Source organism: Dehalobacter sp. (assembly GCA_023667845.1).
In the GTDB taxonomy this organism is placed as follows: Bacteria; Bacillota; Desulfitobacteriia; order Desulfitobacteriales; family Syntrophobotulaceae; genus Dehalobacter.
Window position 1 is genome coordinate 360502 of the sequence record JAMPIU010000143.1, and the last position, 13479, is coordinate 373980.

Sequence of the window (13479 nt, forward strand, 5' to 3'; positions counted from 1 at the left end):
CCTCCTCTAAGCCTCGATTGATTCATTGACCTTTTTATTGATACGGATAAACCCTAAGAAGCGCGCCAGCACTATTGCCATTATGATCGAAATGCCTCCGAATAGGAAAATTGCCGTGCTGGATGCCTTAACGTGTCCTACGCTAGCATTAATGTAAACAAAGGAAATCCCCATCCAAGTAACGGCATACCAAATAACATATAAGGACCAGTTCAGTACCGTTTTCCACATTAGATCCTTTTGGGCGCGAGGTCTAATCCAAAGTATCCCCGCTAAAAATAACACACCGGCAAGAAAAATTAAGAATGTACTCATAAATCCACCTCCTTTTAGATATAAGTCTACTGATTTATCCGGTGGGAATGTTAATTTAAATTAACATTGCTAATATTTTTCAGGCCTGTGCACATAAAAAAAATCTCCCGGATTTCTCCGGAAGCACTATCCTGAACTGTTGTAATATAGGATTTGGTAACTGCCTGATTGATGAGATCTACCTCTTTCATCATCTGACTAGTCTTAATAATACTTTTGGTCTGACCTACGACACCCTTCAAAATTGGTTGTTGCAAGAATATATTATAAGCCTTGTTTTTTCTAAAAAAGATGTTTCTCAAATGTTAGCTCTTTTAATCTATCTAAATCATGGATAATGATTTTGCCTTTCTTTTTCTCAATAATCTTTTGCTTTTCCAAATATCCTAATACTTTGGATATCGTGACATGATGGACTCCTGAGATTTCAGAAATAGTTCTCTGAGACAATTCGAGACGGATTTCATATGAATTTCCTACGGGTATTCCGTTGGAAATGCATAGACCGTAAATCAGTCTTACTATCCTGATCGTCGGATTGTATAATTCCATTTCAACTGTTTGCATCATATAATAAAGGCTTTTAGAAAAAGTGTTCTTTAAGATTTCAAAAAATATATCATCATCTATTTGAAATATTACTTTGAGCTGCGCCTCCGTGAAAAAACATACGCTGCATTTTTCTATAGTAGTTATATAGGAATTATCATGTTTCATCGGAAAGAGCTTGCACAGGATTCCATTTTTGCCGCAAAAATAATGCAATATTTCCCTGCCGTCCTCTGTTACCATTTTGTTTTGGACTTTTCCTGAAAGCACATAGATTAGCATCGGCTCCCTATCCCCTGGTAAAGTAATAGCGCTCCCTTTTGCATAGGATTTCACAATTCCTAGATGGGTAAATTTTTGCAGTCTCTCGACAGGGTAAAATGTGTCAGGAATGGTTCTTGACACCTCATCAGAAAAATCGTATTTCATACCTTCTTCGCCCCTTCCCATATATACCTCTAGTAATTTACTTTATGGTCATTTAAATGATAAAGGTTTTTAGTTTAGTTTATACTAGATTTCAAATTATACCATATCGATTTAACCTTTCAATTTCCCCTTAATATTTTTGAACCCAACGATTAGAATTGTAAAATTGATTTATAATCTTTGTGTGTTTCCAAGGATACCTGTCAATAACCATATTGAAGCGAGCATGCTGCCATCTTATAATACAATAGTGGATATAACCGGAGTCCATTATGTGACGGTCTCTAAGGTATTTTGTATCTTGAAAAAGCAGAAAATACTAAAAAGGAAGAAGGAAAAATTGCTGATATATGATAAAGAAAAACTAAAAAAGTTAATGCAACAAACACAGATATTTAAACATGAAAGCACTTGTTAAGACAGATATTTTATTCCCCGTTTAGTGATATGGACTTCGAAAATTTGAAAGGCTATAAGATCAAGGTCTTCCGTTAAGTAAATACAACGAAAATAATCGCAGAGGACTGACCTTTCATATTAGGGAACAGTTCTCTATTTTTAGATAATCGAGTTACTTTAATCATACAGAATTAACAAAATGTTATATAAAATTTTAAGGAGGGGATATAGATCATAATATTTTTTATGTTATGTAGCATGCGCCAACATTATGAGTTTTTAAATTATGATAATATTCATATAACAAGTCGGAGGCCGTAGAAACAAAAAGGACAATAGAATGAAATTTTTAGGGGAATAATAATTATGGAAAAAATTTTTAACAACAATTATATTTTACCGAATAATTTTTATCCAATAAATAAGTTAAAAAATTATCTCAATATGGGGATTGTCCGAAATTACCAAAAAGGAGATTCCGTTGTTTCACCCGGAGAGATCATCGATAGCGTTATTTATGTTATTTCAGGAAAATTAGGTATTACCTTTCTAACTGAGGATGGAAAAAAAAGGATGATGTTCCATGCTGATGCTGGCACGTTTGTTGATCGATTATTTCAGTCTGATGATTGTCTCGTTGATGTTGTTTCAGAAGAAGAGAGCGTTGTATGCTATTTTTCAAAAGACCAGTTGCTTGAGATGTTTCAGCAGGATAAGGAAGTTCTCTGTGAATTTATTACGAGTTATGCATCAAAATGTGGGTATTTTATGCATGAATCTAAGGAAATGGCGCTCTATAATCCTTCGGTTCGGGTTCTGCGATTACTTTATAAGCTTTGCCTTACTAAAGGAGAGTTAGTTAACAATGTTTATGAAATTAATATTAAGTTGTCGCAAAAGGCTATTTCTGAAATGACAGGTGTCCATTATGTGACTGTCTGCAAAATATTCCAAAATCTAAGAGAAAAGAACATTTTGCGTAAAACATCCAATAAGATTATAATCTTTGACTTAAAAAGACTTAAAGATCTGATCAGCAACTGACGAACCTTTCGTCAGTTATTTCTGGGTTTGGGACAAAAAGAAGAGGTGCTTGGAGAAGCACCTCTTTTACAGTATCTTTTCATGCAAAAAAAGTTAATATGGATTGTACGAACGATATAAAAAATTTGAAAATTTATAATTCATGCACGGTTGCTAGGTTTTATCGGTGTGAAAAAAACGGGAAACGCAAGTTCACAACAAGCTTGATTGGGAGGGAAAATGCCGGAATATGCATATTATTCCTACCATGTAGAAGATCCTAAAGGCCTATTTAAAAAGCCTTGGGAACAATGTGTCGCCCCGGTAACTGAACGCCTTCCTTATGTTATTTCGTTTATTATTGACCAGCATTTGGAGACGATGTCGGGTTCCACAGGGTATGACCAAATCAGTGGTACGCAGTCCTACAAGTGAAACAGCAGGTGTTGCTGTTGTCTTGGCTCAATACATCCGAAAACTTGGTTATAATGCCAGGGCTCATCATGCTAAAAATTCTCTAATGGTTTTTACTCCTGCCTTTATAGCTAGTGGGTTAGGGGAACTATCCCGTACAGGTGATACTTCAGTCCATCCTAAATTTGGATTCCGCCATAAAGGTGCTTGTGTTACTACGGATCTGCCGCTTGCTCCCGATAAGCCAATTAATTTCGGTTTACAGGATTTTTGCAAAATATGTAAAAAGTGTGCGGAAAACTGTCCAGTCCAAGCAATTACACATGATGAGAGTCCTGTTGAATATAATGGATACTTGCGTTGGAATAGTGATTTCAAAAAGTGCTCGGATTTCCGGGCAACAAATGAAGAAGGTAATTCCTGCGGTCGCTGTATGAAAGTCTGCCCCTGGAACTCCAAGGAAGATTCATGGTTCCATCAGGCTTGGATCGGAAGCCAAAATGAAGCATCAGCCAAATTGCTCAAATCGGTTGATGACATGTTTGGCTATGGTACGGAACAGATCTTAAAATACAAATGGTGGCTGGAGTGGCCTGAACTGTTATCAATTCCGGATAAAATGCCATTCTGATAACCAGACCTGAATTATAATTAATGGCTCTATATCAAACGTTGGAATAACCTAAATAAGAGTAAATAGTCCGATATATGCTGGTAATAGTCAGATAGACCGTTACCAGCATTTTTATAATTGATAAAAAAGTTTGATAAAAGGTTATTGTATTCTAATATCGCAAATTCTATAATAAAATTATGATTTTCGGCATGTATGGAAATTGAAAAAAAACAATATATGAAGTTATTATTCCGTTTATTTATCGTATCTTAACACAGTTTACTAACAAAAAAATTTAATACATGCGCAAACAAATAAGATTATTTTTTAAGGAAAATATATAAATTAATAAGAAAGTATATTATTGGGGGGGTTAGAAAGCCATGGAATACGATTTTTTTAATGAATTGACAAGAACAATTCCTGACACATTCTATCCCGTTGAAAAATTGCAAAGATTTGTCCATTTAGGAGTTGTGAAATCCTATGCCAAAGGAAGTGCCGTTATTTTACCAGGGGATGAGTGCATGCTAATCTATGTACTTTCGGGAAAAATCCAGCTCAACATGGTTACAGAGGAAGGTAGGCAAAGGTTGGTATATTTTTGCGGCAAAAATGGAGTCATGGATAGGATTTTTCAGCTGAATAATGATAATGCCTACGCGACTGCAATAGAAAAATGCAGAGTGTGTTTTTTTTCAAAGGAGCAGCTTTTAACAATTTTTCAAACTGACAGTGATTTATATTTTGAAATTATGAAAAATCTTTTTGCCAAAGGCATTTATTTTATGAAACAGACCGTTGAAATGGAATTATACAATCCTACGGTCAGAATTGTAAGACTTCTTTATGGTCTATGCATATCTAACGGAATACCAGTAGGGGATTCATATGAAGTCCGTCTTGAATTGTCTCAGAAACAAATTTCTGAAATATCAGGAGTCCATTTTGTTACAGTATCTAAAGTATTAGGATATTTAATAAAGCAAAAAATTATTGAGAAAAAAAAAGGCAAAATCATTATCCATGATTTAGATAGATTAAAAGAGTTAACATTTGAAAAACGTCTTTTTTAAAGATAGTAACATATAGATACAAATTTTTCTAAAACACTATATCTGCAATAAACAAACCCTCATGGATTTTTGTTCCTGAGGGTTTGTTTATTACAGATATCAAAAAATATAAATTTATTTATATTTTATTTATCGGATTTATAACTAATTACAGAAGGTGATGATACGAAAAATTTATTAATGCTTAGTTCATACTAAAATTCCTATCAAGTAAATCTTTAAAATTATATTAAAAGGGAGGTGAAGATAATGGGTACATTCTTAATTTTTATTGCCGGTGTGTTATTTTTAGCGGGGATTCTTTTTATTAAACCTCGCGCCAAAAGGGACTTAATGTGGAAAACAGTACTGAACTGGGCCTTATATGTTATTTGGTATGCCATCACGTGGATGGGGGTTTCCTTTGTTTACATTAACGCATCGGTCGGCCATGTTAAAGCAACAAGTACGGCTATATTCCTGTTCTTAGGGATATCAGTGGTGCTTGCTGTCGTTCAGGCACGGTTGCTAGGTTTTATCGGCGTGAAAAAAACGGGAAACGCAAGTTCACAACAAGCTTGATTGGGAGGGAAAAAATTGAGTAACGAACAAAAACAGCAGTTAAAGATAAACCGGAGAAATTTCCTGAAAGCCGGTGCTGCAGCTACTGCTATGGGAGTTGTTGGGGCGCTGACAGCACCTGCCAAGGTCGCCAGTGCGGCGGGCGAGACGTTTAAGTATACACCCGCACCCAAAGGTCAATGGTCCAAACTACATCCTGTTCATGATATGGGCAGCGTCTCACTTCGTTTTGTAGAACAAAACGACCAGTGGCTGGGAACTACTAAAATTGTCGGACCGATAAAGAGAACTAGCCAATACGACAGCGGGTTTGATCGTTGTGCTGAGGGAAAAGTCAGTGAAAGGGGACAATTGGGACTCTACAATCTTATACCCAAAGACCCCATGGCCATGGCGATAGTTATGAGCACCGCCCTACCGAAACCCCTCGTGGAAGGTCCTGTTGCTCCTGTGAAAACGGAAATCCCTGATCCAGAACAAATGTCGATGCATATCAAAGACCTGGCTTATTTTTTAAGAGCCGACGATGTGGGAATCGGCAAGATGCCGTCGTATGCTTACTATTCCGAAAAGGTAATATATGAACCGTTTCCCGGAAGAGAATTGTTAGAGTTGCCCAGGGAAAAGTGCGTCAAACCGATGACTGAACCGGACATGCCATATGCTATTGTGGTTATGGTCGATCAGAATTTGAAAACAACGCTCGCTTCCACAGGTTATGATGCCATCAGCCTCTCCCAATCTTTCCTGGGATATCATTCAACAGGAATGATTTCTGTTATCATCGCTCAATATATCAGAAATCTTGGTTATAACGCCCGGGCGCAATACGCTGTGGATTATAACGCAAATATGCCTCCGGTTATTATAGCGGCAGGATTGGGTGAATTATCACGCACAGGTGAGTGTACCATTCATCCCCGTTTGGGATTCCGCCATAAGGTGGCTGCTATTACAACAGATTTGCCGCTTGCTCCGGATAAACCCGTTGATTTTGGCCTTCTTGACTTTTGCCGTATCTGTAAAAAATGTGCCGACAATTGTCCTTCCGGCGCTATTTCACTCGATGATGATATGAAAGAAGTGAACGGTTACCTGCGTTGGACCACCAATGCAGACAAGTGTGCCGAATTCCGGGCAAGTAATGAAGAAGGTGCATCCTGCGGGAGATGCATGAAGGTCTGCCCGTGGAATTCGAAGGAAGATTCATGGTTCCACCAGGCGGGAACTTGGTTTGGAAGCCAGACTAAAACCTCTGCGTCGATGCTGAAAGCCATTGATGATATGTTTGGATATGGCACCGAGCAGATCGAGAAATATAAATGGTGGCTTGAGTGGCCGGAAAATTACAAACTGCCTCCCGTAAGCATTCTAACCGCGCCGCTGCCGTCTCATGGAGTTCTATAAACTTTAATTTTCCAAAGGTATCTCTGAAAAATTAATGAATGCAATAAAAAAGCTGTTGTACGACGAACGAAAAAGCTGGGCGTCAACAGCTTTTTTATATCGAGACTGAGTTAAGAATATGTGCAGAAGTTATTGATAGACAAACCCTCATGGATTTTTATTCATGAGGGTTCGTTTATTTCAGAAAAATGATCTGAATTATACTTTATGCAAACAAATTATACTTTTTTAGAATATGGTGGATCAAAATATGATAGAATTTTAATATGATGTGGATTCGGTGAAAATCTTGGTGAAGGGGGAAAAGTGGATGGAAGAAAACGAAAAATGTGGAGGGGCTATTCCGGATACATTTTTTGAAGTTGAAAGGTTGCAGGAATTTATTAATTTGGGGACTGTAAAGACTTATGCTAAAGGCAGTGCTGTCATGTGGCCGGGAGACAAATGTTCTTCACTCATCTATGTGGTCTCCGGAAGGCTAAGAGTAAATAAGCTACTCGATGACGGCAGGGAAAGGCTTGTTTACTTTACCGGAAAACATGGCTTAGTGGGCAAGTTATACGAGACCTGCAATGATAGTTATGCGATCGCGCTTGAAGACAGTAAGGTTTGTTTCTTCTCAAAAGAACAGCTTAAAAAAATTTTCAGCTTGAATGATGAAATCCCCTTCGACATCATAAGAAACTACTTATCAAAAACTTCTTATTACATGAAGCAAGCTGCAGAGATAGATTATTTCAATCCAGCAGTCAGGATCGTCAGGCTGTTTTATGAACTCTATATTGCCAATGGCGTAAAAACCGGTGATCATTATGAAATTAACATTCAATTATCTCTAGAGAATATTTCTGAAATAACGGGGACGCATTATGTCACCGCTTCCAAAGTAATAGGCTGGTTAAGAAAAAATAAAGTGATGGAAAAAAAGAGAAAAAAAATTATCATTTATGATGCAGAAAAACTGAAAATGATGACTCAGGGGACACATGTTTTTTAATCGTCTAAATCCTTAGCAATTATTTTGCTGTTATTTAACGTTCAATCGGATTGTTTTGGGAAATCATAATGTCCATTTCAAAGCACTCGCCCTCTTTTTTTCCGAGGGCGTTTTTAAATTGTTCTTGGAGCTTCGGGTCACCGAGGGTATATTTAAAATCTGCCATACATAATTCCGGGACAATTTGCCTCTCATAATGTGCATTTACTGAGACGATGATTTCGTCACCTATGGAAATAGGCTTATTTTTTTTTGCCCATCGGTAGGACATGTTAGAAATTGCTTCGGTTACAGCAGTGTCCAGATCAGCCTCTGAAAACATAGGTTCAGGTCTAATATTTAAGCCCTTATATTGCCCCAATTGAAATTGATGCATTTTTCAGAACCATCCTTTTTGTACGCGTTATCAGTACGCGTTATCATACCTATTGTAACAAACGGGATCTCTCATATTTTTAGCAGGAATTAAAATTCAGATATCTATATGAACGGATGTTGTAATCTATCAGAAAGACTTCACGAAGAATGAAAATAATCAAATTTAGCACTAGCTAAAGTTTTTGGGTATTCAGTTTGGTACTTTTAGTTTAGTGGTAGTGAATGTACGTACAAAAAACTACAAAATTTTATGGAGGTGGGTCTTTTGGGCGTATTCTTAGTTTTTATTGGCGGAATTGCTTTCTTAGCCGGTATTTTAGCGCTAAAACCATTTATGAAACGCGAAAATAAAATAATGACGGTCCTCAACTGGTCTCTTTATGTCATTTGGTACTTGATTACATGTACAGGCATCTCATTTGTTTTTCTGAATAGCCGTGTTGGTCACGTCAAAGCTACAAGTACGGGAATATTCTTATTCTTTGGTCTGTCCATTATCTTTGCGGTTATTCTGGCGAGGCTCCTGGGTTTCCTCGGGAAAAATGGATTAAGCCTAATGAAACAAATGAAGGAGGCAAAATAGTCATGTCAAAAAATCTTGCTGATGATAGAAACCAACAGCAGGGCCTTCAGATGAACCGTCGCAAGTTTCTGAAGGCCGGTGCAGCAGCGGCGGTTACCATGGGACTTATGGGCACGGTTGGCACGATGCCTGCTGTTGCTGCTGAGGCGGCTGTAGGTTCAAGCGTTACAGTAAATGGTGCGAGATCTAAGCTAAAGCCCACCGGACAATATGGCTCTGCTTCGGTCAAATTTGCTACATTTAATAATGAATGGCTTGGCACGACAAAGCTCGTTGGCGAGGTCAAAAATATCAGCGAAGCAGAGACAGGGTTTTCACGGGCCGGTCGTGGCTTATACGGAAAAGAGTCTCAAATTGGCAGGGGGTACTTTATTAGAAAAGATCCTGCCGGGGCAGCCGAACACGATACTTTAATGATCTTGGCAACAGAACCGGCAGTCCAAGGTAAAGTGTCCCCAGTCAAACTGAATATTCCTGATCCGGAGCAAATGTCCCAGAACATCAAGGACTTTGCGTACTTCCTGCGGGCCGACGAGGTAGGAATCGGTAAAATGCCGGATTTTGCCTGGTATTCTCATAAGGTCACGGATCAGCATGCTTTGGCAGTGAACGATCTTGAGAAAGCACTTACTCCTGTGACAGACAGATTACCGTACGTTATTACGGTCATGGTCGACCAAAACTTAGAGACAATGTTGGCCTCTACCGGGTATGATCAGATCAGCGGCGCCCAATCCTTTTTAGGATACCATACTACCGGTGTTATTGCTGTCGTCTTAGCCAATTATATTCGTAATCTTGGCTATAATGCCAGGGCACATCATGCCAGAAACTACAAGGCCGTTATGACACCGTGTCTTATTTCAGCCGGACTAGGTGAATTATCCAGAACAGGAGACTGCTCCATCCATCCGCGTTTAGGATTCCGCCACAAAGTAGCTGCGGTTACAACGGATTTGCCGTTGGCCCCGGACCAACCGATTGATTTTGGTCTGCAGGACTTTTGTAGGGTATGTAAAAAATGTGCGGACAATTGTCCCTCGGGTGCCATCACCCAGGATACAGAGCCGGTTGAGTATAACGGCTATTTGCGTTGGAACAGTAACATGGAAATATGTGCGAAATTCCGGACGACAAATAAAGAAGGCTCTTCCTGCGGCCGGTGCATGAAGGTATGCCCGTGGAATACAAAAGAGGAGTCTTGGTTCCATGCTGCCGGAGTATGGATCGGCAGCCATGGGCAAGCCTCATCCAAACTGCTTAAAGGCATGGATGATATGTTTGGCTATGGTACCGAACAAATTGATAAGTACAAGTGGTGGCTGGAGTGGCCGGAATTGTGGGCTACGCCTGAAAAGATGCCAGGCCTTGTAAAATACTAATCGCCGTATTTTAACCATCCAATAATCACCTAATAATATTCAATAAATAATTAACCGCGATATACCAAATCAAATTAAGGAGTGACGCTAACTACATATTTTAGTAGTTAGCATCACTCCTTTTTTCTTTGAATCAAAATATAACTAACCAATCAATGATCCTAATAAGCAATCTTAACAAACCTTCGTACATAAAGTTGTCGTGAATTAAATCATACAAAGAAATTTTATTATATAATATTTGTGCTATCTTTTCACTCTTAAAGACAATGAACTTATCAATTTAATATTTTAGCACAGACGATTCAAAATAATCTTAATGTATGTAAACAAATTAAAGATTTTTAGAGAATGGAGGGATGAAATATGGGGAAAATTGAATATTAATCTCTGGTAAAGAAAGTTGATAAGGGGGAAAAGAAGGGGATGGAAAACTTCGGAAAGTGTGGAGCAATTGTACCCGATACCTTTTATCCTGTTCCAAAATTACAGGACTATGTCCACTTGGGAACAGTAAAATCTTTTGCCAAGGGCAGTACCGTGGTTTTTCCGGGAGAAGAGCCACATGCAATCATTTATGTATTAAGCGGTAAGATAAGAGTTGACTTGGTTTTTGATGATGACCGGGAAAGATTAATGTATTTTGCCGGCATGCATACTTTTGTAGGGAGGTTATTTGAAACATATCATAATCTTCATATTATTGCGATGGAAGATAGCAAGGTCTGCTTATTAAATGAAGAGCAGCTTGCAAGAATTTTCCGTGAGGACCAACAAATTATTTTCGATGTGATAAGAAACTATCTTTCTAAAACATCTTATTACATGAGGCAAGTCGCCGAGATGGATTATTTTAATCCGGCAGTTCGAGTCATACGGCTGCTGTATGAACTTTGTAATTCGAAAGGTACAGCAGAGGCTAATTATTGTGAAGTAAATAATGACTTATCTTTAACGAGTATTTCAGAAATTACCGGGGCCCACTATGTAACCGTCTCCAAAGCATTAGGTTACTTAAAAAGACATCATATTTTGGAAAAAAAGAGGGAGAAAATATTTGTTTATGATATGGAAAAACTTAAAATGTTGACACATGAAACGCATATTTTTACCGGTCATGAAAGTAATCCTGTTTCATGATAACGATGATGATAAATTTAAAAAAATATCTTAAAAAGGATATAGATTTAATCCACGACATAAATTGAGCGATACTGATTTAATACAATGTACCTGTAACGATTTAATTTCCACTTGGAAAAGGGGAGGTGAAAAAGCTATGGGTACATTTTTAGTCTTTTTAGCGGGTCTGTTATTTCTTGCCGGTATTCTTTTTATTAAGCCTCGCGCCCAAAAGGAGCTGAGGTGGAAAACGATCCTTAACTGGAGCCTGTATGTTGTATGGTATGGGATAACCTGGATCGGGATTTCCTTTATTTTCATCAATGCCTCAGTCGGGCATGTCAAAGCAACAAGCACGGCAATATTCCTGTTCCTGGGGATATCGGTAGTGCTTGCAGTTGTCCTGGCCCGTTTACTCGGTTTCATTGGTGCTAAGAAAAAGGAAACTACATTACAAGCTTAACAGGGGGGTGATAAAAAAATGGAGAATAACGGTCAGAAAAAAGAGTTGCAAATCAACCGCAGAAATTTTCTAAAAGCAGGGGCTGCTGCAGCAGTAACGATGGGAATTATGGGCACAATAGGTACGAAAACTGCTGTTGCTGCTGAGGCTGCTGTTGGATCAAGCGCTGCCAGAAATGGAGCACAATCTAAATTAAAACCCAGTGGACAATATGGAGCAGCAAAAGTCAAATTAGCTCAATACAATAATGAATGGCTTGGCACCTCGAAGATCGTTGGTGAAATCAAAAATATAAGTGAAGCGGAAGCAGGATTTTCACAGGCTGGCCGCGGCTTATACGGCCCTGAAGCCCAACGAGGCAGGATGTATTTTGTTAGAAAGGCTCCAGAAGGAGCTGCTGAGAATGATACTTTAGTGATTTTGGCCACAGAGGCTGCAGTGCAAGGCAAAGTATCTCCTGTTAAACTGAGCATTCCTGATCCGGAACAAATGTCTCAAAACATCAAAGACTTTGCCTATTACCTGCGGGCCGATGAAGTTGGAATTGGCCGTATGCCGGAGTATGCTTGGTATTCGGATAAGATTACAAATCCAAAAGCGTTGGCAATGAATGATGTTGCCAATGCAGTTACGCCGGTAACGGACAGACTTCCTTACGTCATCGTCGTTGCGATTGACCAACATCTGGAGACGATGCTAGCGTCTACAGGGTATGATTCAATCAGTATTGCGCAATCGTTTAGGGGTTACCATGCTACCGGTGTCGTTGCTGTCACACTTGCTAACTACATTCGTAGCCTTGGCTACAATGCCCGGGCTCATCACGCCCGCAATTATAAAGCAGTTATGACTCCTTGCGTCATTGCCGCCGGTCTTGGCGAATTCTCCAGAACGGGCGACTGCGCTATTCATCCACGCTTAGGATTCCGTCATAAAGTTGCCGCTGTTACGACGGATTTGCCGCTGCTTCCCGATCAACCCATTGATTTTGGTCTGCAAGACTTTTGCAAGGTATGCAAAAAGTGTGCGGACAATTGTCCGGCCGGCGCCATTACCCAGGATGCCGATCCTATTGAGTATAACGGTTATCTGCGCTGGAACAGTGACTTTAAAAAATGTACCATATTCCGTACAACGAATGAAGAAGGCGCTTCCTGCGGCCGCTGTATGAAGGTTTGTCCCTGGAACACGAAAGAGGCATCCTGGTTCCATGATGCTGGGGTATGGATCGGTAGTTCTGGAGAAACTTTATCTACGTTGCTCAAGTCCATGGATGATATGTTCGGGTACGGTACTGAGCAAGTTGAAAAGTACAAGTGGTGGCTGGAGTGGCCGGAACTTTGGCCTACCCCTGAAGTACTGCCAGGCCTTCAAAAATACTAATCTATGGCCCTGGCATTCTGACGCATTAATGATGGCCAATAAATAATAAACATTAATAAAGAGCAGATTAACTATGGAGTATTGCTAAACTACTAATTTAAGTAGCTTAGGATACTCCTTTTATTATGGTTACGTTAGTTTTATCAGTTGTCCCATTACTCTGCATTTTAACAGGGATATAGTTTTAAAACTTTAATATATGCAAATAAAATTGAAATTTTTTATAAATATTGGGCAATATTGAGGTGTGTATTGATTTTTAAACCGTAAAAAATGTTATCACGGTTTAAACAATTGATCCTTCTTACTATTGTATAGTAAACACATAAGATTAGTTTGAACATTTTCAATTTTACTCATATATTTGTTGACCTTTGAATTA

General features: G+C 38.8%; 13 protein-coding genes and 1 pseudogene. 11 read left to right on the plus strand and 3 right to left on the minus strand.

From position 1 onward, the window contains the following. Nucleotides 1-6: 6 nt before the first annotated feature. Both NC238_12645 and NC238_12650 read right to left on the minus strand, forming a co-directional pair. The gene (locus NC238_12645; protein ID MCM1566765.1) at nt 7-315 is read right to left on the minus strand and encodes a dehalogenase; all 309 of its coding nucleotides are present in this window, start codon (nt 313-315) and stop codon (nt 7-9) included. 282 nt (nt 316-597) lie between these two features. After that, nucleotides 598-1314: a Crp/Fnr family transcriptional regulator gene (locus tag NC238_12650; GenBank protein MCM1566766.1), complete on the minus strand. Its 717-nt coding sequence runs from the start codon at nt 1312-1314 to the stop codon at nt 598-600. Nucleotides 1315-2058: 744 nt separating this feature from the next. Between NC238_12650 and NC238_12655 the strand changes: the two genes are divergently transcribed. The 6 genes and pseudogenes from NC238_12655 (at nt 2059) to NC238_12680 (ending at nt 7786) form a co-directional block, all read left to right on the plus strand. Further along, nucleotides 2059-2736 (plus strand): Crp/Fnr family transcriptional regulator, encoded by a 678-nt coding sequence (locus NC238_12655; protein MCM1566767.1) that lies wholly within the window; start codon nt 2059-2061, stop codon nt 2734-2736. Between the two features lie 213 nt (nt 2737-2949). Continuing rightward, a pseudogene (locus NC238_12660) lies at nt 2950-3760 on the plus strand (reductive dehalogenase). Between the two features lie 368 nt (nt 3761-4128). Further along, nucleotides 4129-4821 carry a Crp/Fnr family transcriptional regulator gene (locus NC238_12665; protein MCM1566768.1) on the plus strand — a complete coding sequence of 231 codons (693 nt, stop codon included), beginning with the start codon at nt 4129-4131 and terminating at the stop codon, nt 4819-4821. Nucleotides 4822-5070: 249 nt separating this feature from the next. Continuing rightward, nucleotides 5071-5382 (plus strand): dehalogenase, encoded by a 312-nt coding sequence (locus tag NC238_12670; protein ID MCM1566769.1) that lies wholly within the window; start codon nt 5071-5073, stop codon nt 5380-5382. A gap of 15 nt (nt 5383-5397) precedes the next feature. Next, nucleotides 5398-6789, plus strand: a complete 1392-nt coding sequence (locus NC238_12675) for a reductive dehalogenase (GenBank protein MCM1566770.1) — start codon at nt 5398-5400, stop codon at nt 6787-6789. 310 nt (nt 6790-7099) lie between these two features. Next, a complete protein-coding gene (locus NC238_12680) occupies nt 7100-7786 on the plus strand; it encodes a Crp/Fnr family transcriptional regulator (GenBank protein ID MCM1566771.1) in 687 nt (228 codons plus the stop codon). A 34-nt stretch (nt 7787-7820) separates the two neighbouring features. Here NC238_12680 and NC238_12685 read toward each other — a convergent pair whose 3' ends face one another. Further along, entirely contained in the window at nt 7821-8162 is a 342-nt protein-coding gene (locus tag NC238_12685) for a hypothetical protein (protein MCM1566772.1), read from the minus strand. 267 nt (nt 8163-8429) lie between these two features. Here NC238_12685 and NC238_12690 point away from each other — a divergent pair, with 267 nt between their 5' ends. From NC238_12690 to NC238_12710, 5 genes are all read left to right on the plus strand, one after another. Further along, entirely contained in the window at nt 8430-8747 is a 318-nt protein-coding gene (locus NC238_12690; protein ID MCM1566773.1) for a dehalogenase, read from the plus strand. Nucleotides 8748-8749: 2 nt separating this feature from the next. Next, on the plus strand, nt 8750-10129 hold the full coding sequence (locus NC238_12695) for a reductive dehalogenase (protein MCM1566774.1): 1380 nt from the start codon (nt 8750-8752) through the stop codon (nt 10127-10129). Between the two features lie 426 nt (nt 10130-10555). Further along, nucleotides 10556-11269, plus strand: coding sequence for a Crp/Fnr family transcriptional regulator (locus tag NC238_12700; protein ID MCM1566775.1), 714 nt, complete (start codon nt 10556-10558; stop codon nt 11267-11269). A gap of 139 nt (nt 11270-11408) precedes the next feature. Further along, the gene (locus NC238_12705; GenBank protein MCM1566776.1) at nt 11409-11714 is read left to right on the plus strand and encodes a dehalogenase; all 306 of its coding nucleotides are present in this window, start codon (nt 11409-11411) and stop codon (nt 11712-11714) included. An 18-nt stretch (nt 11715-11732) separates the two neighbouring features. Next, nucleotides 11733-13097 (plus strand): reductive dehalogenase, encoded by a 1365-nt coding sequence (locus tag NC238_12710; GenBank protein ID MCM1566777.1) that lies wholly within the window; start codon nt 11733-11735, stop codon nt 13095-13097. Nucleotides 13098-13479: the final 382 nt, after the last annotated feature.

Bases quoted from the DNA above. Each gene is read 5' to 3' on its own strand.
- NC238_12655 (MCM1566767.1), top strand. From the start codon at position 2,059: ATGGAAAAAATTTTTAACAACAATTATATTTTACCGAATAATTTTTAT.
- NC238_12700 (MCM1566775.1), top strand. From the start codon at position 10,556: ATGGAAAACTTCGGAAAGTGTGGAGCAATTGTACCCGATACCTTTTAT.
- NC238_12695 (MCM1566774.1), top strand. From the start codon at position 8,750: ATGTCAAAAAATCTTGCTGATGATAGAAACCAACAGCAGGGCCTTCAG.
- NC238_12665 (MCM1566768.1), top strand. From the start codon at position 4,129: ATGGAATACGATTTTTTTAATGAATTGACAAGAACAATTCCTGACACA.
- NC238_12645 (MCM1566765.1), bottom strand. From the start codon at position 315: ATGAGTACATTCTTAATTTTTCTTGCCGGTGTGTTATTTTTAGCGGGG.
- NC238_12680 (MCM1566771.1), top strand. From the start codon at position 7,100: ATGGAAGAAAACGAAAAATGTGGAGGGGCTATTCCGGATACATTTTTT.
- NC238_12705 (MCM1566776.1), top strand. From the start codon at position 11,409: ATGGGTACATTTTTAGTCTTTTTAGCGGGTCTGTTATTTCTTGCCGGT.
- NC238_12670 (MCM1566769.1), top strand. From the start codon at position 5,071: ATGGGTACATTCTTAATTTTTATTGCCGGTGTGTTATTTTTAGCGGGG.
- NC238_12650 (MCM1566766.1), bottom strand. From the start codon at position 1,314: ATGGGAAGGGGCGAAGAAGGTATGAAATACGATTTTTCTGATGAGGTG.
- NC238_12710 (MCM1566777.1), top strand. From the start codon at position 11,733: ATGGAGAATAACGGTCAGAAAAAAGAGTTGCAAATCAACCGCAGAAAT.
- NC238_12685 (MCM1566772.1), bottom strand. From the start codon at position 8,162: ATGCATCAATTTCAATTGGGGCAATATAAGGGCTTAAATATTAGACCT.